Annotated in this window: 22 protein-coding genes and 2 pseudogenes; 9 read left to right on the forward strand and 15 right to left on the reverse strand. The window is 39.0% G+C overall.

What is annotated here, in order from left to right:
* Positions 1-213: 213 nt before the first annotated feature.
* Together AX762_RS12350 and AX762_RS12355 are read right to left on the reverse strand one after the other, a co-directional pair.
* Complete coding sequence (locus tag AX762_RS12350) at positions 214-654, reverse strand: hypothetical protein (RefSeq protein WP_083432772.1); 441 nt, start codon at positions 652-654, stop codon at positions 214-216.
* Positions 623-1,177, reverse strand: a complete 555-nt coding sequence (locus AX762_RS12355; RefSeq protein ID WP_083432773.1) for a glycosyltransferase — start codon at positions 1,175-1,177, stop codon at positions 623-625. Before AX762_RS12355 ends, AX762_RS12350 begins: the two co-directional genes overlap by 32 nt.
* A 365-nt stretch (positions 1,178-1,542) precedes the next feature.
* Between AX762_RS12355 and AX762_RS03775 the strand changes: the two genes are divergently transcribed.
* From AX762_RS03775 to AX762_RS12540, 3 genes are all read left to right on the forward strand, one after another.
* A complete protein-coding gene (locus AX762_RS03775; protein ID WP_071847833.1) occupies positions 1,543-1,752 on the forward strand; it encodes a hypothetical protein in 210 nt (69 codons plus the stop codon).
* A gap of 6 nt (positions 1,753-1,758) precedes the next feature.
* Positions 1,759-1,827: a hypothetical protein gene (locus AX762_RS13270; protein ID WP_371261626.1), complete on the forward strand. Its 69-nt coding sequence runs from the start codon at positions 1,759-1,761 to the stop codon at positions 1,825-1,827.
* Positions 1,828-1,924: 97 nt separating this feature from the next.
* Entirely contained in the window at positions 1,925-2,218 is a 294-nt protein-coding gene (locus tag AX762_RS12540; RefSeq protein WP_143139279.1) for a hypothetical protein, read from the forward strand.
* A 519-nt stretch (positions 2,219-2,737) separates the two neighbouring features.
* On the opposite strand, the gene AX762_RS03780 is transcribed toward AX762_RS12540, so the two are convergent.
* Entirely contained in the window at positions 2,738-3,085 is a 348-nt protein-coding gene (locus AX762_RS03780) for a hypothetical protein (RefSeq protein ID WP_071847834.1), read from the reverse strand.
* A 732-nt stretch (positions 3,086-3,817) separates the two neighbouring features.
* On the opposite strand from AX762_RS03780, the gene AX762_RS03785 reads away from it, so the two are divergent.
* On the forward strand, positions 3,818-4,723 hold the full coding sequence (locus tag AX762_RS03785) for a nuclease-related domain-containing protein (protein ID WP_071847835.1): 906 nt from the start codon (positions 3,818-3,820) through the stop codon (positions 4,721-4,723).
* A 615-nt stretch (positions 4,724-5,338) separates the two neighbouring features.
* Here AX762_RS03785 and AX762_RS03790 read toward each other — a convergent pair.
* The 7 genes from AX762_RS03790 to AX762_RS03820 all read right to left on the reverse strand — a co-directional run bounded on the left by AX762_RS03790 (position 5,339) and on the right by AX762_RS03820 (position 12,716).
* Complete coding sequence (locus AX762_RS03790; protein WP_071847836.1) at positions 5,339-6,220, reverse strand: ROK family protein; 882 nt, start codon at positions 6,218-6,220, stop codon at positions 5,339-5,341.
* Between the two features lie 24 nt (positions 6,221-6,244).
* Positions 6,245-7,693, reverse strand: a complete 1,449-nt coding sequence (locus AX762_RS03795; protein WP_071847837.1) for a 6-phospho-beta-glucosidase — start codon at positions 7,691-7,693, stop codon at positions 6,245-6,247.
* Positions 7,694-8,090: 397 nt separating this feature from the next.
* Positions 8,091-8,996: an ROK family protein gene (locus tag AX762_RS03800; RefSeq protein ID WP_071847838.1), complete on the reverse strand. Its 906-nt coding sequence runs from the start codon at positions 8,994-8,996 to the stop codon at positions 8,091-8,093.
* Between the two features lie 387 nt (positions 8,997-9,383).
* Positions 9,384-9,647: an alpha-glucosidase C-terminal domain-containing protein gene (locus AX762_RS03805; protein ID WP_083432774.1), complete on the reverse strand. Its 264-nt coding sequence runs from the start codon at positions 9,645-9,647 to the stop codon at positions 9,384-9,386.
* Positions 9,648-10,056: 409 nt separating this feature from the next.
* Positions 10,057-10,338: a hypothetical protein gene (locus AX762_RS03810; RefSeq protein ID WP_071847840.1), complete on the reverse strand. Its 282-nt coding sequence runs from the start codon at positions 10,336-10,338 to the stop codon at positions 10,057-10,059.
* Positions 10,339-10,853: 515 nt separating this feature from the next.
* Entirely contained in the window at positions 10,854-11,990 is a 1,137-nt protein-coding gene (locus AX762_RS03815; RefSeq protein ID WP_071847841.1) for a glycerate kinase, read from the reverse strand.
* A 33-nt stretch (positions 11,991-12,023) separates the two neighbouring features.
* Positions 12,024-12,716 carry a hypothetical protein gene (locus tag AX762_RS03820; protein WP_256244369.1) on the reverse strand — a complete coding sequence of 231 codons (693 nt, stop codon included), beginning with the start codon at positions 12,714-12,716 and terminating at the stop codon, positions 12,024-12,026.
* Between the two features lie 96 nt (positions 12,717-12,812).
* Here AX762_RS03820 and AX762_RS13275 point away from each other — a divergent pair, with 96 nt between their 5' ends.
* The gene (locus AX762_RS13275; protein WP_371261627.1) at positions 12,813-13,022 is read left to right on the forward strand and encodes a helix-turn-helix domain-containing protein; all 210 of its coding nucleotides are present in this window, start codon (positions 12,813-12,815) and stop codon (positions 13,020-13,022) included.
* A 260-nt stretch (positions 13,023-13,282) separates the two neighbouring features.
* Here the strand turns inward: AX762_RS13275 and galU are convergent, their stop codons facing one another.
* On the reverse strand, positions 13,283-14,176 hold the full coding sequence (gene galU, locus AX762_RS03830) for a UTP--glucose-1-phosphate uridylyltransferase GalU (protein ID WP_071847842.1): 894 nt from the start codon (positions 14,174-14,176) through the stop codon (positions 13,283-13,285).
* 398 nt (positions 14,177-14,574) lie between these two features.
* On the reverse strand, positions 14,575-15,534 hold the full coding sequence (locus tag AX762_RS03835) for a N(5)-(carboxyethyl)ornithine synthase (protein ID WP_071847843.1): 960 nt from the start codon (positions 15,532-15,534) through the stop codon (positions 14,575-14,577).
* A 327-nt stretch (positions 15,535-15,861) separates the two neighbouring features.
* On the opposite strand from AX762_RS03835, the pseudogene AX762_RS13280 reads away from it, so the two are divergent.
* Positions 15,862-15,969: pseudogene (locus tag AX762_RS13280) on the forward strand (transposase); the annotation flags it as partial.
* A gap of 1,169 nt (positions 15,970-17,138) precedes the next feature.
* The gene (locus tag AX762_RS03845) at positions 17,139-17,975 is read left to right on the forward strand and encodes a competence protein ComK (protein ID WP_071847844.1); all 837 of its coding nucleotides are present in this window, start codon (positions 17,139-17,141) and stop codon (positions 17,973-17,975) included.
* A 59-nt stretch (positions 17,976-18,034) separates the two neighbouring features.
* Here the strand turns inward: AX762_RS03845 and AX762_RS13230 are convergent, their stop codons facing one another.
* Complete coding sequence (locus tag AX762_RS13230; RefSeq protein ID WP_071847845.1) at positions 18,035-18,880, reverse strand: N-acetylmuramoyl-L-alanine amidase; 846 nt, start codon at positions 18,878-18,880, stop codon at positions 18,035-18,037.
* 23 nt (positions 18,881-18,903) lie between these two features.
* The gene (locus AX762_RS03855; protein ID WP_256244370.1) at positions 18,904-19,461 is read right to left on the reverse strand and encodes a sigma-70 family RNA polymerase sigma factor; all 558 of its coding nucleotides are present in this window, start codon (positions 19,459-19,461) and stop codon (positions 18,904-18,906) included.
* A gap of 950 nt (positions 19,462-20,411) precedes the next feature.
* On the opposite strand from AX762_RS03855, the gene AX762_RS03860 reads away from it, so the two are divergent.
* Both AX762_RS03860 and AX762_RS03865 read left to right on the forward strand, forming a co-directional pair.
* Positions 20,412-21,020, forward strand: coding sequence for a plasmid pRiA4b ORF-3 family protein (locus AX762_RS03860; protein WP_071847846.1), 609 nt, complete (start codon positions 20,412-20,414; stop codon positions 21,018-21,020).
* 88 nt (positions 21,021-21,108) lie between these two features.
* Complete coding sequence (locus AX762_RS03865; protein WP_071847847.1) at positions 21,109-21,756, forward strand: hypothetical protein; 648 nt, start codon at positions 21,109-21,111, stop codon at positions 21,754-21,756.
* 161 nt (positions 21,757-21,917) lie between these two features.
* Here the strand turns inward: AX762_RS03865 and AX762_RS03870 are convergent.
* Positions 21,918-22,706 (reverse strand): annotated as a pseudogene (locus tag AX762_RS03870) (plasmid pRiA4b ORF-3 family protein).
* Positions 22,707-23,104: the final 398 nt, after the last annotated feature.

Here is a 23,104-nt window from a genome sequence, read left to right on the forward strand (position 1 = left end):
CATACTCCACTCTCTTTTTAGTAAATTATTTGTTTTATCAAAATCAAATTAGAAAGAGTTTCCTCGTCTATTTAACCAATAAACAATTTCATTTATGCCTGTTATTTTACGATTCTTCTTTAATCTGATTGTATTTGGTACCAACTACTGCAGTTACTTCAAAGTGACCAAATTCATGATCAATGATCAGAGAACTTACAGCTTCATTGTTATTCAATTTTCATCATTTAAAATAACATCAAGTACTTTCCTTAATCCTATACCCACTCCAAAGTGTTTTATTGTATAATCTCTTATATAATTAATAACTTCTTTTTGGGTATCCAATGAAGAGTCGTATATTGAATCGTAGAAATTGATAATATTTTCTATGTTAATTGGAGTATCATCTGCTGGCACTCTGAGATAATATGGATAATTTCCATCAAAGTCCAATTCAGTTTTCATGCCTGACACTATAGGTAATCCTTTAGCACCGTATTCTTTCCCCTTTAATGAACTATTATAATAAACTTTACTCCGGTGTCTCCCCATAGAATCCAAGGCCAACTCACATTCATCGTATATCTCATTCAGTTCCTCACCATCCTGAAGACCATAGAACAAAACCTTATTGACAAGATTATGTTTCTTTACATAGTTTTTGCATTTCAATAAGTTCCTCTCCATCTCCTATCAAATGAAACACTATTTTTCTTTTTTCATCACTATTATTCTTATAGTATTCATATAATCCAACAAGAAAACGATCGTACCCATGCCAATAGTTAAAATTAGCTACAGCTATTATATTGATTACTGTATCCGTATTTTTAGAAGGCATTTTTGGAAGAGTCAGTTCTGTGTTAACAAAATTAGATAATTCCAGAGTATTAATTTTGAATATCTTTTCATCTTTTGAATAAGTCAAAACATAATCAACATAACTATGAATCCTTTTCCTATTAAGCCGATCTTTAGTTTTAATCGGTAATCTCCCTATCGTGTTGCTTATTTTAAAATCATAAGGGTAGGTAGGAATTTCAATCAAGATTATTATTTTTGGATTAATTCTTTTTACATTTTTTAGAAATTTGACAAATTGAAAGTCACTTGATGCGTATCTAGTATAAATTATATCGCAATTTTTTATTATCTTTTTATCAATACACCAATCATTTATGCCTGTAAAGGGCATTATTTCTCATATTTTGGACCAAAAAGATTTATTAATCATACTTATATCAATATGGGTGACCTCGATATTATTATCTTCAAAAAAACGCATTTGCTGTTGTAATTTATTTTGTACCCCTATAAACTTTTTTTGTCTCGTAGCTGATAAATATAATAATTTTCTCAAGATATTGATACTTCCCGCTCAGTTCTATTAACAATATTTGATTAATATAATCGAGTATAGCATATCGCTTATGAATTTTTTTATGATCTATCTTTAGCGTATAAAATTTTTTATTAAATAACAACTATCTAACCTTGGAGTAGCGGAAACTTTCCGTCTACTTGTTTCGAATAAGCCTAAATAAAGGAGCGCAAAAGGGCATGATACTTAAAGAACGCACAAAATCCGTCAGTCATCTCGTTTTAGAATCACTGAATCATCATACGGCGCTATCTTCGGTTGAAAGATCGCAATACGAGAACCAGGTGAAAGGTTTTACCGGCAATCTAAAGTTTGATCGATTATTAGAAGAAGCCCAACTGTCTGGACTGATCATAAATGATCTGTTGTTAAACACACGGGACACTTAATATCAGATCGATGCACTACTTGTAACAGATGAGCATATTTATTTATATGAATCGAAGAATTATTCAGGTTCTTAATATACCGCGACGCCAATAGTAATTCTAAATCTGGCCACACGATAAAGAACCTGGTTACTCAAGCTGACTATAAACGCTGTCTCCGCATAATTTACTGTTGAATCTCGGTTATCAGATCGACATATCGACGCAAGTCGTTTACATCAATCCTGACTTTTATATTTATTCATTACCGAAAAGTCCTTCTGTTTTATTTGCCGGTCAGCTTTCCAGTCATTTCGACTTGTTATCAAAGACGCTGGTCAAACAGTCAGACAAACACTTGAGCCTCGCAAAGAAACTAATAGCCATGCACAATGTTTCATACCGTCAGGCTAATTTACTTGACCATTCGTTCAACCCGTTTGGAAAAAGGCATCTTGTGTCTAGCATGTTTTTCCTTTGCTCGTAAATCGTCGAGACAAACTTACACGTGCTTGACTTTCGGACACCGAGACAAGTTGGCTGATGCCATTCATCGAAGTATTGAAGAATTGAGGCTTCTTTTAACGACCACGCCTTTGACCAAACAGCTCGCTCACGAATGGTGTGGGAACGACTTAAAGAAATCACATATAAGGAACGTGCTGAATAATAATTATCGGCTTCATAACGCCGGTTGGAGCAGTTATTATCATTAAATTGCTTTTTTCTAAATGAGTTCAGACCAGATCATGGCCAACTTATCTCGTTTACGCATCAATCTAACTGAGTACACCCATTTAACGCAGCTACTCGTTCCGATTAGCGTTAATCTAAACGAGTGGCCCTGAAATAACAAGAAACTCATTACGATTAACAAAAATCGTAATGAGTTTCTTGTTTTAAGTGGTCATTATCGAATGTAAGTTACCCTCTACTTCAATCTATCCATGGATATCCTCACATATATCTACAGTCGATTCCTCGTTACCGTTTAAGATATCTTATATTATACAACCGAACTAATCCCAGTATTCTTCAATTTTTTCAAAGCAATCAGATCACCATCCTTCAATAATTCATTTTTCGAAGGATAATACCGGGGGTTGCCTTTCTCCCTGACTATTAACTCCTCCAGATCATCGAAAATCGCCACTGCTTCACTGATAAAGTAGTTCCCTTCAGCAAAGGTAAAGCGTTTCTCGACTTCCGCTGAAGGATTTCTCAACTGTTTTTCAACGTCTTTAACACTGATCGACTTTTCATTCTGTGCATTGTAGGTTTCAACGATTTCATTTTTATGAACGGCCCCGTATAAATGAGTCAAAGCCACAATATATTGATTCAATAGATTCATGGTTATCAGCCCTCCTGTTTGTTTAAAAGATTAATAGTAAAAATCATTTTATATTAATTGAAAGTACAACCAATTTTATCAGCTCTCTGACAAAATCAGCCTTCCGGACGAGAAGTTTATACTAAACTCGTGAACTTATACTGATTACTACTAACCAGTACAAGTGAGATTCAAAATTTCACAAAATCTATACAAATTAACGCTAAATCAGTAGGTTTCTCTCCTTTCATTAAATTATCCTAGCATTATATAAGCGCTACCAACTATACTGGCTCAAGTATACTCCTTCCAAGCTGGATTAGATATGTACTAACACTTATAGTTTTTAGCGTGTGTAGATTCGCATCTTCCCTCACTCAGATTTCCTCTTCATGAATTACTGAATAACTTTTCTCCTTTTATTTAAAACAAACCAATTTTGATCGTTTTTTATAATTCTCAACCATCATTCGGAAATTTTGTCAGAATGCTGACAAAATAAACCTCTTTTTATTAAGATCTTCACTTTATCGTGATAAGTTTTGGTATTAATTGCTGCTACTCCTTAAGATGATACAGGTATCGTAACAAATAAGGATGTTATTCGTACCAACTTCTTAAGTTTCTCTCTAATCTTCAGAAGTTTTGCCCGTTTCCAATAAAACTTCTGAAGATTTCAATTAAAAAAGTGAGTTTCAGATTCTTTTGTATATATATTATATAGAGATAACTAAAAAAGGAGCGTATGTCTGCATGATACTAAAAGAACGAACCAAGTCGATAAATCATCTCTTGCTGGAATCTTTGAATTACCGAATGGATCTTTCATTCAACGAAAAAATTCTGTATGAGAATCAAATCAAGGGTCTTAAAGGTGAACAACTATTTGATGACTGTATGAACGACTGTCAATTACCTGGTCTGATTATAAACGATCTTTTGATCAGTATCCGGGACACGTATTATCAGATTGATTCATTGCTCATCAAAGCCGACCATATTTATCTATATGAAGTAAAAAACTATTCCGGTAATTACCATCATAGAGACGGCTCACTGTTCTCGGAATCCGGTCATGCACTGCAGGATCCTCTGGCTCAGGCCAACCGAAAACGTGCTTATTTGTTTAACTTGCTTCTGAATTTCGGTTATCAGACCGAAATCACCTCTTATGTAGTTTATATCAATCCCGATTTTTACATCTATTCGCTGCCGTCAACTCGATTTATTATCTTTGCAGGACAACTACCAAAGCATTTTAATGATTTGGTGAAACAGTTACCAAATGCTACAGATCTTATCGCTGCGCTGGGCGATAAACTGGTCAAACTTCATGATTACAATTTCCGACCAACTAATCTTCCTGAATATAACTTCGACCAACTGCAAAAAGGTATCCTCTGTCCTGAATGCTTTTCATTTAGACACACAGCTTCGAGACAATTTCTTCTATGCTCTGATTGTGGGCACCAAGAAAAAATAGCTGAGGCCATCCACCGAAGTATAGAAGAATTCCGACTGTTGTTCCCAGCTGTCCTCCTTACGAAGGATTTCATTTACGAGTGGTGCGGGGGTGACTGTTCCAAATCGAGAATACAAGTCGTTTTGAAGAGTAACTATCGCACACATTTCGCTGGTCGTGGCACCTACTATAGTTGAATCGACAATACCTTCACTAATTAAGTGGTTATTTTTCGCCTGCGAAAAATTTCAAATTTAAAATGATGGTGTTGAAGCTCTTATCTTAAGAAGTTTTCACTATTACCTTAATAACTCCTTAAGATTACGGTTTATCTTAAGGAGTTCGGCTCTCTTTTGACTATACTAGTGAATATTTAGTGGGTATCTTCACTAGTTTCCACTTAAAACACAGCAACTTCTTTAATTAAGTGGTCATTTTTCGCCCGCGAAAAATTTCAACTTTAAAATGATGGTGTCGACGCTCTTATCTTAAGAAGTTTTTGCTATTACCTTAATAACTCCTTAAGATTACGGTTTATCTTAAGGAGTTTGGCTCTCTTTTGATCAAACTAGTGAAGATTCAGTGGAAATCTTCACTAGTTTCCACTTAAAACACAGCAACTTCTTTAATTTAAGTGGTTATTTTTCGCCTGCGAAAAATTTCAACTCAAAAAAACGTGAAAGCTATCATTAGCTTTCACGTTTTTCACTATTTATTCTCATCTACAGCGTCTCATGTCCCAAGCGTCCCAACCGGCCATCTTGGGGTTATTGACTGTGTCGATGTTCAGTTTATAGGTCCAGTATAAAAAGCTAGTTACTAATCACGTTGTAATACGCGCCCAGTAAGCCGGCATCGTTATGGTACTTGCAGGTTTCGATCGGCACTCTGAACTCATGCCAGTCATTTAATAATATATCCATCGTTTCTCTCACAAGTGGTAAAAATGACGGGTGTGAACTGATGCCGCCACCGATGAGTATTTTTTCTGGATTGATCACGGTCACGACGTTGAATATGGACACACAAATATCCGCGATCCAACTCTTTACCAAAGCCCCGGTATCTGGATCATCTTTACTATTATCCAAAATTTCTTCTCCTGACACTCGCGCCTCTTTAGGCAGGTTCTTCAATTCCTTGTAGTTCATGATAAGCCACTTGACGGAGGCTAAACTGTTTACTTTTCTATCTATATCCGTCCGTGACATGATCCGCATTTGGCCAAATTCCCCCGCTTTGTATTGAAACCCGCGGACGAGTTGATTGTTGATATAAAAGGCGCCGCCAAAACCAGTCCCGACCGTGACCAAAAGAAATGACTGATTGTCCACGGCTCTGCCACTATTTTTTTCAGCAATAGCCGCGCAGTTCGCATCATTTTCGATATGGTAGACATAATCCTGCCCGATCGTTTCCGCAAACTGGTCTATGATATTACTACCGTCAAGAAAATTCAAGGCGCCCGCTTTTTCCGCATAGCCGTTGTTCGGGTTGATATAGCCCGGAAAACTCAAGGTGATGTCCTTGAAATCATATGTTTCATCGTATTTATTTGTGATAGAGTTTATTGCTTCAAGAAACTCTTTTTTGGTGGTCGGTGTGGGGGTAACTCCTTTAGCAACGATCGCCCCTTCGTTTATGATTGCATGTTTAATACTTGTGCCACCGACATCAATACTTAAAACAGTCATCTGCTGACCTCCATTCAAACCGATTTAGTTACTCAAGCCATTCTGTTCTATGACGTTCTGGTACCACACAAACGATTCTTTTTTTCTGCGCTTAAGGGTGCCGTTTCCCTGATTATCTTTGTCGACATGGATGAAGCCGTAACGTTTTTCCATCTCACCGGAGCCAAAACTGACGATATCGATGACTCCCCATGGCGTATAACCCATCAATTCGACTCCGTCTTCCTTGACGGCCTGGAACATCGCCTGGATATGTGCCTCCAAATAACTGACGCGGTAATCATCATGGATCTTGCCATCCTCTTCGATCGTATCATAGGCACCCATCCCGTTTTCAACAATGAACAGGGGCTTGTTGTAGCGCTGGTACACGGTGTTCAGCGTGTACCGCAAACCATCCGGGTCGATCTGCCACCCCCAGTCATTGGCTTTCACATGCGGATTAGACACTACTTTGGCATAAGGGTAATCTCTGATCGGTGTTCCCTTTATACCAGCCAGTGTCGTCACCGCGGTTGACATGTAATAACTGAAGCCGATGTAATCAACGGTACCTTCTTTAAGAATCTCCAGATCCTCTTGTGAGTAGTCGATATCATAGCCTTTTTGCTCCCACAGTTTCAAAGCGTAGCTCGGGATCTCTCCGCGAACGTGCACATCACTGTAGAAGAAGCGGCGTTCCATCATCTTGCTGGCCGCCAGCATATCTTCAGGGTGACACGAATACGGATACACCGGGACATAAGCCATCATGCAGCCGATCTGAAAAGCCGGATTGATCTCTTTACCGATCTTGACCGCTTTCGCGCTGGCAATCAGCTCGTTCATACTCGCTTGGATCGTTACTTCTTCCTTGTCGTCCCCGTCTTCGAATAAGATCGCCGAGTTCGTCCATGCATGCAGTTTTTCGAACGTGTCCATCTGATTATTGATTTCATTGAAGGTCATCCAATATTTCACTTTGTCTTTATAGCGGCGCATGACCGTTTCAGCATACCAGGCAAAAAAGGTGATCAGTTTCTTGTTCCTGAACCCACCGTAGTTTTCGTAAAGGGCATAAGGGATCTCAAAGTGTGACAGGGTAATGACCGGTTCGATGCCGTTTTCCAGCAGTTCGTCAAACAAGTCATCGTAGAACTGTAAGCCCTCTTCATTCGGTACCACGTCATCCCCATTGGGAAAGATCCTAGACCAGTTGATCGACGTCCGGAACACTTTCAACCCCAACTCCTTGAACAGCTGGATATCCTCTTTATACGTATGGTAAAAATCGATGGCTTCATGGTTCGGGTAATACTGGTCGCTTTCAATGCCTTTAGTGATCTGGCGTGGCGTTCTCTGATTGCCGGCCGTCAACACATCGGCAGTCGATAGCCCTTTGCCACCGACGTCGTAAGCCCCTTCAATTTGATGAGCAGCAACGGCCCCGCCCCACAAAAAAACATCGGGGAATTTGTCTGTTGCTTGATCCATAAATAGCACCTCTATACTTCAATTTTTTTCCTAGCGTTACAATATTAAAAATCATTTTGTCTGACCTATACTCATTTTTGTTTACCAATATACCAACAGAATACCATTTCGTGTAAGGATAAACAATACAAACCGGGATGATTTTTTCATAGAAATTTGACTGTAGGCCCGCTCCCATTACATCGACACCGATCGAAACGGCTTGCAGCCTTTTTTGAACAAGTAAAAGCTAATAACCACTCATCCCTGAAGAGAAGTTATTAGCTTCGTTACACATATTCGGATCATAAATGCCTTTTGATGACCGTGGCTCCCAGCTGACCTTGTAATTACTCACAAAGATGCGGTGGTAAGTATTTGTTTCAAATCCCAAAAAACGAAGCTCTATGAAAGTTAATTATACTTGGTTTATGCTGGCAAATACGGCGCCTAAAATGTTGGAATTATTTTTAAATGCACAGGTATCGATCACCAGTGGTTCAAATACCCTGCCATAAATAGTAGATTCTTTTCTTAATGATTTATATTGCTTAGTTATTTCATCGATCAGAACAGGCTGTTCACTGATTCCCCCACCGATCAATACTTTCTCTATGTCCAAAATAGCCTGCAGATTGACGATCAGATTGACGATTTTTTTAGTATAGTCACCGAACAAGGCCATCACTGCCGCATTATTATTTTTCTTGATCTCATCAAAGACTTTTTCGCCATCGTAAGGTCTTGATAAATGCAACGCTTCTGAACAGGCCTCTATAAAGTTGACTGCCGATAACTCATAGCCGACGATATTTTTTCGATCCAGTTCAAATAAGTTTTTAGTAATAAAGCTCAACTCGCCCGCTTGGAAATTAGTTCCCTGATAGAGTTTTCCATCTAAGATGATCCCTCCACCAACGCCAGTCCCCAGCGTTATGACTAAACCGTTTTTAATTCCTTTTAAATTGCCCAACCATAACTCACACAAAGCACCGGCTTTACCGTCATTGATGATCGTGCAATTTTTATTGTATTTTTCTTTGAAGTGTTTTTTGAAATCGAACTGATGCAGATACGGCAGAGACCCACCGAAACAAACGACACCTTCTTTTGAGTTGACTTTACCCGGAAGACTCAATGCAACTGATTCGATCTCATTACTGTTAAAAGAAGTATAGATCGTATCGATTTGATTTAAAAAACCGGCTAAATCTTCGGGTGTATCAACTTTATTTGTCTGGTCTATCGTCCCATCAGAATAAACTTTGGCAAATTTAATTTTTGTCCCGCCAATATCAATGCCAAGAAAACCATTCGTATCCATATTATTCCCCCAATTTAATTATCGTAGAAAGTAAATACATTATAACCGCTATATCCATACTTATTATACTCTATATGGGAACAATGCGTAACCATAAATTAAGTATGTCTCTTTGTTTGAAAAGGAAATTTTGTCAGGCAACTGACAAAATATACCCTCTTGATTTAAAAACGTAAGCAGTTAATGCTCAATTCGTGTAAACTTCTGAAGATACTGCGGTTATCTTCAGAAATAGAGGTAGTAACAGACAAAACTCCTTAAGATTCACTCTTAATCTTAAGGAGTTTAGGCCTTTCTGGTCTCCACTCATTAACATTTTCAAGTATCAACCTTCTTTCAGTAAGAAAAGTGCAAACCTATATATATAGGTTTGCACTTTTCTTGTTTCTATTCGTTTCTGAAAACGAACGCTTCGTATGGTTTTAGTTTTAGATCAGCTAAATCATATTCTTTTTTATCGTAGTTCGAGATCAGTGCCTGGACAGCCGTGTTGTGTATTGAACGCGCCTGCTCAGTATCCGACAGATTAGCAATCACCGTCCACTTCTCATTATCCAGTTCTCTTTCATAAGCAAAAATTTGTGGGTCATCTGGAAGAGTCAGTTTGAAACTTCCTTTTACAAGAATATCATGCTCTTTTCTCAATTCTATTAATTTTTGATACGTGTTTCATGCAACACTAGTGTTAATAATCATAGAATAATTTAAATGAGTAACTCGCTTTCTCCACTCCGCTTGTCTCGATCGGAAATTTTGTCAGGCAGCTGACAAAATACACTCCTTTTTATAAAAACTCTTCTTAATCTTAAGCAGTTATGTCTCTAGTTAGGGCTACTCCTGAAGATTAACCTGTTATCTTAAGAAGTTAGGTTTATATTACTTCAAACTTCTGAAGTTTATGCTTTAATCTTAAGTAGTTTCCCCGTTTCCAACCACTACTCCTGAAGATACGCGCTTTATAACGAAAAAAAGCCTGCATCGATCTACTCGTTATTCCAGGAGACATAGTTCCAAATGTATATTTCATTTAATTTATCCTTATCAAGAAGTAACAATCAAACTATTCTTTTTTCTTAGGTAGATATTCGACTTCTAAATCATCTTCCAGCACCTTAATAACTCGCCAGGAATATGTTCCCGCAGATGGTATGCTTCCATTTGATGTTTTTCCATTCTTGTATTGAATACGACCATAGGCAAAACCATACTTACTATCCGGCTTGAATTTGACTTTGTCCACTATACACCAGCTACCTTCACACCAGCTGTCCTTCATGATCATAATCTTTTTTAAATCATGTTTCTTCGCCAAATTCATGATATTGTCATATTCATTTTCCACATTTAACATCCTTCCCAAGTATTAGTATCTCTATATACTATTCTGTATCGATTACAAACAGATACTTACTAGTAATAAATTCAGTGCTGTCAAAACCAATATAATAAGAGTCTTTTCAACAAAAAGGTTCTCCGCCTACTTCATTTTTCTCAAAGTATTGAGGCAGATCATAACACCTTCTTGATTTTATCGTTCATACCAACTGTATCTGACAAAAAGATTAGATAGTGCACCCGTCTCATCCCCCATATAAAAATTAAATGAAAGACATATTTTTAATCACTAAATTAAAAATCAATATACACTTTTATATTAAAAGTGTACTTCTAAAAACGTATAAAATCAACTAACTTATACAACATGTACAAAAAAAATCTTTTTCTTTAATTTCTATCGGCTTAATTTATCATTTTCGGTCTAGATAACACCTTATTTATTTGTCTAGCCTGATTGCACAATAGACGAAGCACTAAAGCTGCTGACTCATTTAAGAATCAGCAGCTTTAGTGTTTATTTTATTTCAATCCGATTTTTAATACTCTCGCACTGTTCATTGCCGTATTTTTGAGATTTTCATATCCATTAGCCAGTGCATCTTCCTGTGAACTAAATTCTGGAATGATACTGAAGGCAGCGTCTATGCCTTCATCATAAATATTCTCGTATCCTTTATTTAGACACCCAGCAAACGCAATCGTCGGTACACCGTATTTTTTTGATACTTGCGACACAGCAATAGGTGTTTTACCAAAAATCGTCTGGTGATTAATGCCTCCTTCGCCCGTGATGACTAAGTCTGCCTCTTTGATCTTCGCTTCAAGATCCAGTAAATCAACTAGTAAATCGCCACCACGTTCAAGTTTACCGTTTAAGAATGCCATTATTCCGGCACCTAACCCCCCTGCAGCACCTGCACCTGGAATGTGTTCGATATCTTTACCTAACGTTTCTTTTATCAGTTGAGCAAAATGGGATAGATTCGCGTCCAATTGTTTCAACTGGTCTGGCGTTCCGCCTTTTTGCGGACCGTAAATATAAGAAGCGCCTTGCTCACCTGTCAGTGGGTTATCCACATCGCAGGCAACTCGAATGTTCACGTCATTGATTCTTGAATGCATCTCCGTGATGTCTATATAGGCTAAGTCTTTTAATCCTTTACCATTCGGTGATATCGGCTTTTTATTTTTATCGAGAAGTTTTCCTCCCAGACTCATAATCATTCCTGCTCCGCCATCGTTAGTCGCACTTCCACCGATTCCGAGTAAAATTTCTTCTACCCCTTCGTCTAGTGCATCCTTGATGAGTTCCCCAAATCCATATGTTGTCGTTAAAAGAGGATTTCTCTTTTCGGGATTTACTTTGTCAAGTCCTGAAGATGCTGCCATTTCAATGACAGCAATCTTTTTATCTCCTGATAGACCATAAAAAGCATCGACAGGTTCCTGAAGTGGTCCTGTTACAGTCAATTCTTTCATCGTTCCGCCTGTAGCATCAATGATCGATTGAACCGTGCCCTCTCCACCATCCGCCATAGGAACTTTGATATAATCTGAATCTGGAAAGACCAGCTTGAAACCTTCTTCAATTGCACTTGCTGCTTCTAATGCCGTCAAACTTTCTTTAAATGAATCGGGCGCAATAACTATTTTCATAATCTCATTCCTTTACACTTTATTTTAACTATTTTATCCGAGATTCAAGAATCCAAATATTACGACCGAAACAACGGTAATAGTTAATCCGATCATTGATTCATAGGGAATCAATTTTAGACGATCTTTAAAACCCATAAGGACACTACCGCCTGTAGCATGGAAGAAACTACCATGTGGCAGATGATCTAGCACAGTTGCGCCCGCATGGATCATTGCGGCTCCAGCTAAAGCGCCAACTCCTGATTCTATTAAAGCCCCACTGAAAACAGAACTTGCAACGATCGAACCAGATGTTGTTGATGCAGTAGCAGCGGACATTACAATACCTGAGATAGGTGCGAGTAAGAAAACGGGCAAACCTAATCCTGCTACTCCGTCAATCAGTACCTCTCCTAAAGTAGAGTTGGTGATTATTCCAGCAATTGTACCCGTTCCGATTAAAAGAATGGCTACTGGAGACATTTTACTTAAACCAAATGATGCCTGATCAATAATTCCTTTGAATTTACCCATGATCAGTGAACCGGCAGCTCCGCCTAAAGGGAGAGCTATCATGGGATCGATGACAATACCCGCTATCGGTCTTAAAGATAACAGAACGACCGCTACAATCGGACCAGAAATAGCTGTAAGTAAACTTGGTAAATCTTTCGTTTCCGAACCATTTGATTCTAATTCGCTCGTTTCAACTGATACGCCTTTAGTAGAATTTCGTTTTGCCATGAAGTAAGTCATGAATAATGCAACAATCCCAGGTATAATACCTGCTAACATAACAGAAGTTAATGGAGTTCCGAAAGCTTCCGAAACAGCGATCGTATTAAAGAATATGCAGAACTAAAAGAAGTCCTTCTTACTTATGGAAAAATGAATAAAAGTATAAATAAAAGCGCTGAGAAGCTGTACATACATAAAAATACTTTTCAGTACAAATTAAATAAATTAGCACGATACACAGGTTACGACCCTAAGGTTTTAAACGACTATGTTTGTCTTTATATTGCTTTTCTCCTTAATGATGTTGCCTAGGTACAAGTAAATATAAATTATGTAATTGCTTAATTGAATAAGTCCGGACTAAATAACAGTCCGTTTGTTCCGTTTACACATCGATCTAACTAAGTACACCCATATTTCCGAGCCACTTGTTAAGATTAACGCTAATCTTAACAAGTGGCTCGGAAATAATAGAAAACTCCTTACGATTAGCAACTAATCGTAAGGAGTTTATCTTTTTAAGTGGTTATTTTTCGCTCGCGAAAATATCATCATCGTTTACTAAAAACTAATTATTTAATACTCTGGACCGTTTCTTTCGCCACTATTTTTTCAAGATACGCTAAAAAGTCTGTTCTCAAGTCGTCTCTTCTCAGTGCGGTTTCCACCGTTGCTTCCAGGAAGCCGAGTTTATCGCCGACATCATAGCGTTTTCCTTCGAAATCATAAGCGACCATATCTTCTTGTAAGGCCAACTCTTTGAGGGCATCCGTTAATTGGATTTCTCCGCCTTTTCCCGGTTCGGTATCTCTAAGGATATCAAAGATAGCTGGATTGATGATGTATCGACCTAAAATGGCCACATTTGATGGCGCCTCTTCGATTGATGGCTTTTCGACCAACCCATCTACCGAGTAAACCTTTTCTGCCAGCTGTTTGCCATCCACGATGCCGTATTTGCTGACGTCTTCTGCTTTGACTGTTTGGACACCTAAGACACTCGTCTGATACTCATCATAACAGTCGATCATCTGTTTCAGGCAGGGCGTGTCTTCCGTATAAACAATGTCGTCTCCAAGCAGGACTGCGAATGGTTCATCGCCTACGAAGGTTTTCGCACAGTAGATCGCATGGCCCAGTCCTTTGGCTTCTTTCTGCCTTATGTAATGGATGTCCACCATATCAGATATGCTATTGACCAGTTCCAGTAATTCAGTCTTGCCTTTCTTTTCGAGTGCCAGTTCAAGCTCTACCGAATGATCAAAGTGGTCTTCGATCGCCCGTTTATTTTTACCGGTAATGATCAAGATTTCCTCAATGCCACTGGCGATGGCTTCTTCCACAATATATTGAATCGTCGGTTTGTCGACGACCGGCAGCATTTCTTTGGGCATCGCTTTCGTAGCGGGTAAAAAGCGCGTACCAAACCCAGCTGCTGGGATGACTGCTTTTCTTACTTTAGACATATATATTCTCCTCCATCTTTTATATTTATCTTAACCTATATATTGGTATTAAACCACATACAAAAAAATATCTTTAGTCAGTCGATCAATTAGTGAGTCGATTTTGTAAAAATTATATTCCCGCAATTTGGTTATCCACTCAGGCAGTGCGCTATTCGGGCTATTATTTCAGTTGAGAACGCATTAGCTATAGAAGTGGAGACAAGCCAACAGATAACTCATTTAGATTAGTCATCAATTGAGATAAGTGAATCCAAAATACTATTCTATTTATAATGATAACCGCTAATCGGTAGGAGTTCAACAAAATTAACTCGCAACTCCTGTCGATTAGCATCGAAAAGGCTGTTATTTTTTGCGAGCGAAAAATTTCCACTTTGCAGTCCTTATAAATTAATTTATCTTTTTTGAAATTCGGATATTCTTTTATCAATAATATTTCCGTTCTCAACAATTAGTGCATCCTGTAACGTTTTATTATCGCTAATTTTATCCTCGATTAATAGATCAATATATTTTACGACTTCACCGCTAAAGATTTCTGACACACTTCGAAAAGCGATACTCGGTGTATGATCAACAGCGTAATGTAATATCTCCTCCTTAACGTACACTGGATTTTCAAACGATGTAGGAATGCAGGTTTCTATCGCACCGTTTTTGTCGCAACTGACATCAATAATCATGGATAGAGGTTTCATATTTTTTAAATCGTTCTTGTATATGATATGATCTTCTCTAGCTGTATCCCATAACACACAATTAACAATGACATCAAATTCATTGATTTCTTTACGTAACAGTTCTTCCATCTTCCTGTTATAAACTTTGATATTGGCTCCCAAAGAAGCTAAAATCCGATAGGCACCTCTTGAAGTATTTCCTCTGCCGATGATAGCCACCTTACATTCATAAGGGAATTTTCCAAAAAAGGAAAATGCATGGACGATTGCAGCTTCACCTGCTAATTCATTATTTCTCCAAAAAACATGTCTGCCATCTTCATTCATATCTTCCCAGGCTACGGCAGAAAGTTCATTATCAACTATCACATCGGTAACTTCTTTATTTTGTACAGCGTGTACATATCCAAATAGTACTTGGTTTTTTAAATGATCCAAATAATCGGCATCGCCAATTTTAGGATCACAAATGATATCTTGCTTCAGCGCAACTTCTTTGGTCGTTACGTTGACACCCGCCTTTTCATAATCACTATCACTGTAACCTAGAACATCCCCGTAACTGGATTCAATATAAACGGATGATTTGTTTTTTATTTTCACGATATCTCCTGGAATCAAGGCTCTTCTCTTTTCGTTATTTTTTGTACTTTTAATAAAACTAATGGTATGCATTCTATTTCCTCCTGATTCTAAGTATAAACTAAACTTAAGTCTATTAACCCCCCTAATTTCATCTACTGTACATCAAGTATACTATAAATATGATAATATCAAGATATTCGAGATTGCGTGGTATTCTGTCGATTCAGTGGCTAATCCATTGAGAAAAGACCCTGGATTTCAAGCCTTCTCCGATTGAAAACAGAGTGAGAACAGCTTGCTTCCCAGTCATCGCTCTCTCGATTTTTAGATTGCTTTTCAAAAGAGCATAGTCATCCGCTTCAAGCATTGAACTAGGCGCTTATTAACAAAGCTCGACTTGTCCGTGATGATACCGAATGAATAATCGATTTGGATTCAATACATTCAGACACTTTTAGGCGACAAGAAGAAACAGATTATAACGCGCACTATCATACCTATGACTATCACCCTTTAGTCGCTTTCGTAGTGGGTAAATAACGAGTACCAAAATCAGCAGCTGGTATGACCGCTTTTCTAGCTTTTGTCATATATACTCTCCTCCATCTTTTAATACTATATTATCTTAAACTTTTGTATAAACTCGCATACATAATAAAATATCTATGATAGTCGATTACCTAATTATTATGTTCCATATAGCTTATATTCTCAAATTTTTTTATTCACTTAAGCAGTTCAGAGCAGTCTATACAATTGAAATCTCATTTATTATGCAAGTGGAGACACAACAAAAGATAACTTGTTTAGATTAGTCATCAATCGGGACAAGTGAATCTGAAATTCTATTCTACTTGTGAAGATAACCTTTTAATCGGTATGAGTTCAACTCAAATGACACGAAACTCCTGTCGATTAGCACTGAAATCATTTTAATCAGGCTGTTATTTTTCGCCGGGCGAAAAATTTCCTCCTAGTTTCAAGCACGTTCACGTATGTCGAGTCAGGGATACATCGATGCAAGTTAGTTCAGTTCAGCGATCGTCAATTGAACTGAACTATTCAGATCGCGCTGTAAAGTATTCTGCTTTCAAGAACCGGGCTAGTTTTCCAGCCCTTTCATCATCCCGTCCCGTCCGCTTCTTACTTACATCCAAATAACCCTACTTAATATAGCTACCAAAAGAAACGAATCCACTAAATATTCCAAGAAGCACAGTCGAGAACGCAGTATCTTAAGAAGTGCGTCCCACAATTGACTAAACTTCTGAAGATTCTCGTTTATCTTAAGAAGTGCGTCCTACAATTGATTAAACTCCTGAAGATTCTTGTTTATCTTAAGAAGTGCATCCTACAATTGATTAAACTCCTGAAGATTCTTGTTTATCTTAAGAAGTGCGTCCCACAATTGATTAAACTTCTGAAGATTCTTGTTTATCTTAATAAGTGCGTCTCATAGTTGATTAAACTTCTGAAGATTCTCGTTTATCTCGCACCAAACAGGTGGGGTTTCCACTAATTGCTATTCCTCAAAGCAACATCAATCACTTGGATTTCCGACCTATACTTTTTTTATTAAAAATATCTAATTTTTCATATTTTTGTAGTCAGACGCCTCTATCCTGTGCTATATTTGTATAGAAGTAACCGTTCTCATCTTTGTCAAATCAAGGTTTTTATGGAGGAATAAATTATTGGATTATTATCAGACAACCGCAGAAGCATACCTCAACGAATTAGCAAGTCGTGTCACAGAAAAACGACCATCTTATCCATTGAACTATTCGGATGCTATCTTCTCACCACGCAAGGTGCTTACCGTTTCACCCGATAAAGTGCTGACGTTTATCGATGAAGCGATCGAACAGACCTATTTGCTGATCAACACTGAAACGTTCTATATCTGTGACCTTTCCAAAGAAACGGCAACGCCTTTCAAAACGCTGGTGTTTCAAACGAACGGCGAACTTTTGAAGACGAAAGAAACTACCCGTCAGGTCATGGACCGTTTCTTTGACTACAGAACGATGGATTACCGTTCGGTTCAACTCCTGGGACGCAGTTTATCCATTCACAGGATGTGCCCGTATGTCGTGGGTGCGCAATGCTTTGCGCCGGACAAAGGACCGAGCAAGAATCAGGCCAACTGGATCGCCCTGCATCATGTGTTGAAGGTCACCGCGCACAGAGAACAAACGCTTTTACATATTACCGCTAGCCATGAACTGATTTTAGATCATTCGGTAAAAAAAGTGCAGCAGCTCATCGATCAGGCACGTACCCTTCGCCATGTAATGACCCTGGTAACGAGCGAATGGATCAACCTGATCCACTATGAAAAAACGGTGTACGAACCGATGAACGTGCTGAATCACCGGTCCCTGGAAACTGTCTTTAACCCGCCCGTTCCGCTCCTGTCGTCCTGGCTGTCGTCACTCATCTACCTGCAGGCACAGGATTTAGTGAAGAGTGTCCTCAAAGAAGGAGATCCCACGCTCACTGGTTTTGAAATCGACCTGGAAGATGACTAGCATAAAAACGATGCAAAAAAGACGAAGAGACCTGTCTCTTCGTCTTTTGCGTATGCTTGTTATACGAGTCTGACAAACGCCTGACTGGCGGTGATATAAAAGACCCTGCCTTTGGAATTTTTCACCCGGTACTGTTCGCCGCGTCCAACTTTTATTTTTTCGAGCACGGTCGGGAACCCCTGCCCCAGCAGCACATGTCCGAACACATCTTTATCTTCCCAGCTGGGCTTGATGTAAAAACGCAGCTTACCGTCATAAATGCTTTCCACCCGTCTGTTGACAAAACACTTCTCAAACGCAGGCTTTGACTTCATGACAGGAACAGCTGCTTTATTCAAAGGAGTCGGCCTGGCATACCCGATGCCGATTTTTTGACAGATGCCCTCGATGACGGCTTCGGCGGCTTCGTAAAAGACTGCTTCTTGTCTGTAGACATCGTGGTCGGTCTTGTTGTCGATAAAGCCGTACTCGATGATCACCGTTTCAGTTTTACCGGTCAGGCGGTGCATGTAATAGTAATCCACACCTTTTCGCATCTCCCGAGTAAAGACACGGCGAACGGGCAAGTCCGTTGCTTTGGCGATCCGGTTCACCAGATCCGCCGCAAATGCTGATTTTGAATGGATGGAATGGATGGTCTCCACTCCTCTGGCACTGCCGTTGAAAGCATTCCAGTGATTCGACACGCATAAATCGTACTGGTTTTTGACGCGTGCCACCCGCTGCATCGGCTCCAGCGTCATGTCACCCGAGCGGGTCAACGAAACGTCAGCGCCAAGACCTTTCAGCCGTTTATACTGGTAGAGGCTGATCCTTAGGGTCCAAGCCTTTTCCATCACACCAAAGCCGCTGGCGCCCGGGTCTTTACCGCCGTGTCCGGCATCGATAATCAGTCGTTTACTCATACTATTCCTTCTCTCCAATTAAATTAGTTTTTCAGTACCGTTTCAAAATGAGCCAGTTTCCTGGCGATCTGTTTTTTCCAGCCATACACCGTTTTACGGCTGACACCAAACTCTGTAGCCACTTCGGTTACCGTTCGCTGGTGGAACACCAACGCTTTCAGCAGGTTCTGTTCGTTGACGCTTAAACACTGCAGCATCGTATAAAACAGTTCCCAGGTGATCCAGTCATCCGTTTGGGCATCCACTTTTGGATCCTTCCACTCCGTCATCTCTTCCGGCAACACCGTTTCCTTTTCTTGCTTGCGCATACTGCGCCGCATCTCGTCAATAATCGCCCAGCGAATCTTCTGAAAGGCATAGCCGGTGAACTGATACAGATACTCTTCGCACCGTAAATCTTCCGGGAACGATTCATACGCTCCCACTAGTTTCATCAACCCCACCTGCACATAATCATCGTAGTCCGGGTGATTGTAAGAAATCCCGCACTTCTTCAGCACACCATAAACAATCGACTGATGCACAAAGAAAAAATCATGTTCCAATTCTTCTGTCAGTTGTCTCTTCACTATTGGTCCCATTCTTGAAAGATCTTCCATTTATATTTGTACTGGCCAGGTACACCTTTAATATAGATGGAAGAGCTCTCTCATACAAAAGACCAAAGTTGACCGTTTGGCGGAAGAAATATCGGATAAGAAGTAGTTTGGAACAGAATCAGCTGAACTTGGAAAACTAAGCGACTGATTTTCAGTGAGATCTAATAAAAAAATTTAAAAAACTTACTTTTAAGCATAAAAAAAGATGCCTCCGAGGAAGTGTCTTGGAAAAAGCTATGTTTGGAAATTTTGTCAGGCATCTGACAAAATGGACCTTATTTGCCCTGGTCTAGGGTCAATCGGTATGAGTGAGTGCCTGTTTCAGACCTACTCGTACCGATAACTGCTCTTTCGATACAAGTGCAGCTATCATTCCCGTTGACTTGTTCCGGTAAAGCTTAATCGGCACGAGTGACACCTTGATTTGTCAAAACTCATGCCGATTTGCATTCAGAGACAACGTTCCTTTCATTCAAGTAGGTAGTTTTCGCCGAGCGAAAACTGTCTAATCGAAAATACATCTCTTCAAGTGACTAAATAACCTTGAAAAAAGATTTTTAAGGTTAAACTTAAGCAGTTTTTCCTATTAACCGCTATACTTCTTAAGATTATCGTTTATCTTAAGAAGTACCTCTCTCTATTAAGAAAACTTCTGAAGATTAACTACTAATCTTCAGAAGTTTTAAATTAAAATGCTTTAACTTCTTAACTTAAGCAGTGATTTTTCGTTTAACCTGCTTGATTTGAATATGGAAAAGAAATAGCGACTTGAGTAGTACGGAGAATCAGGGCCATCAGTGCTGGGGTTTTTAGCTCGTCGAAAAATATCCGAGTACGTTTAAAATGCCAAAAACTTTCCAACTTAGTTTGAAAAGTGTAAGATTGATTTTGTAAGCTGATAAAGACGATAATTTTGAGAGGATGGTGAGCGAATGATTTATCAATTTAAAGTCACGCTGAAAGACGTCGGGGTGCCTGTGTGGAGACGGCTTCAAGTGGATAGCGAGACAACGTTCGAAGAATTCCACTACATACTTATGGCCGCTTTTGACTGGCTGGGCTATCATCTGCACGAGTTTGACATACGCAAAACCAATGGGCGCCGAACGAGCAATACACGCATCGGTCAACCAGAAGACGAGCCTTTAGAACTGACTGATCCGCTTCTGCTTCATTTAAGAAAGACCCTCGCTCACCCGGAATTTTATGACCTCCCCCGCTTTTTCCAGGAAAAAGACGAACATTTATCAACCTGGTTCAAGATTGAAAAAGACCGTGCCTTATACACCTATGACTTTGGAGATGACTGGGAGCACGAAATCGTATTAGAAAAAATACTGGACCCCGACCCGATTACAAATTACCCTCTCTGTACAAAAGCTAAAAATGATACACCGCTTGAGGACAGTCGCAGGGATCTGCTTGATAACGAATTGGACCTGACGAATCCCAACTGGAAACGGACCGCTCTAGACATCAATGATACCTTCAGGAGTGAAGGCTGGAAAGATGACTTTTTAGACAGAGAAGATTTTATTTGACCCATCCACGTTCATCCTTTCATCCCCTGTTAGAAGGCACTGTTTTTATGTTATACTAAGCAAATCAGCGTAAAAGGAGAAAATTATAATGAATGAGCAGTTAATAGAGACCATCAAACAGTTGGAAATCAAGAAAGCGCCCGAGGAACAGTCCTTAGAGGCAGCAAATCAGACTTACACAAAAAAACAATTGGCCCATTTTATCGAACGCCATGAGCTACCGATCGCTAAAAGCTGGAAAAAGGATGAAATCGTCTCATCCTTGACAGAGTGGATGAAAGAAGCGAGGATAAACTTATTGACTTCAGATGCAGAACTTCGCTCATTTTACTCTTATAATGTAAAATCTGCCGAACAGCCTCTCGATATTTACGACGCTAATCTATCAGAAACTGACTTGGAACGTGTCCTTCTTCTGATAGAACATGGCTTGATTTTTAATATCGACGGAGAGCTTTGGGTGCCAGATGAAACAATAAAAGTTGTCACAGATGATGTTGAGTCACCTGAGCTCACTTCTACCGAAAAAGAAGCCGTACCTGAAGAAAAAGCTGAAGAGACTAAGACTCAGTCAGAATCACTCCAGCAGAAACGTACGCAAAGCCATCCTCGTGGTCAGAGGACTCAAACGACCGCTTCGTCTGTTTCAACAGAAGAGGAACTGGCTCGGAATAAAAAAACAAGACTGAAGTATTTGAAGACACAAGCGAAAAAGAATAAACGAAAGAAAAAATAATAAAAGCACAGAAAACACCTACTGATTAAACCTCAATTTTAGACTAACACAAAAAAATGAGACAATATAAAACACCTTCGAAATGGTATAATATCAAATACTATCTCGGAGGTGTTTTTAATGTTAGATTGTTATTTTTCAGTAATCAAAAAAATTCCTTGTCAGCTTTTTCGATATTTGTCTTCTACAATATTATAATTATCATGGCTAATTTTGTCCCACTCGGTTTTCTTGTACTTAATCCCTTTCAACCTTTCGTTGATCCATTGGGCATCATATTCTCTAAAGTAAAGTGATTTAGCCCACGTTCTCACTTCTTCATGTTCAGGATGCTCCTTATTTCGGTATGCTTTAAGGAACTCGTAAAACCCGTGCAGTCCACCAACGTCTTCAGGTGGCGCGGTTTCTTCTCCATCTAGAAGTGTCGGAAAACCAAAAAAATAATCCTCGACAACGTCTTCAAGCATCACAGTGAAACACCAGCCATCCCCAAAATCATAGGTGTATGTGACTTTCGTATACATCTCCCGATAGTCGTCAATTTTGAGTCCGGTCGGTTTGCGCACTTCCGTCTGCAGCCTTATCTGATAATCCTTCTCAAATTCAAGCATGTTCGCCGGAGTAAAGACTAGCTGTTCCTCGAACAGTGCTTTGTTCTTCAGGTAATACTTGTGCTCGAGATAAGCTTCTTCATTGTTTGTGACGTTTTTATTCTCTTTTGGGAGTTCAAACTTATAAAGATGATAGCTATTGGATGGGTAGCCGCTCTAAAAATTGGTGACATTTTGAATCACGTCATGCGATCTGTTATAAGTCGCTCCTGCCGGCATTATGACTCTTCGCCAAATCAACGGTTTGGATCCAACCAGTTCTATTTTTATGATATATGCTTTCAATAATACCTTCCTCCCATAAATAAGTTGATGGTAATTGATAAGTATAGTGTGCATGAAGCTGTATAGTATATAAAGAACAAGCCTACAGTGGTTTTCGTTAATTCAGGAAAAATTATTCTGTCATCCATTATAACTATAATACTAATATAAAGAAGTAAAGCCATTATTTGCCTCTGCTTGTCTCGATTAACTTTTAATCTAAACAAGTGAACAGAAATAAATGAGCAACTTATACAATTCAGCTAGTATAACGTAAAAACGGCTGATCCATGTCAGAACCAGCCGTTTCATTACACTAGGTCATCTTATTTTTTTACTTTCCCGCTATTCATTATAGTACTTTTGAGATTTAATAGTCGTAAGATACCACTGGATCAAAGTCAATTCCTATAATATCTCATTTGTGAGGATATGCTTATCAACTGTTTATTACCAGATCTCTTTTTCAGCCG

This window comes from Alkalibacterium sp. 20, assembly GCF_001885615.1.
Taxonomy (GTDB): Bacteria; Bacillota; Bacilli; order Lactobacillales; family Carnobacteriaceae_A; genus Alkalibacterium.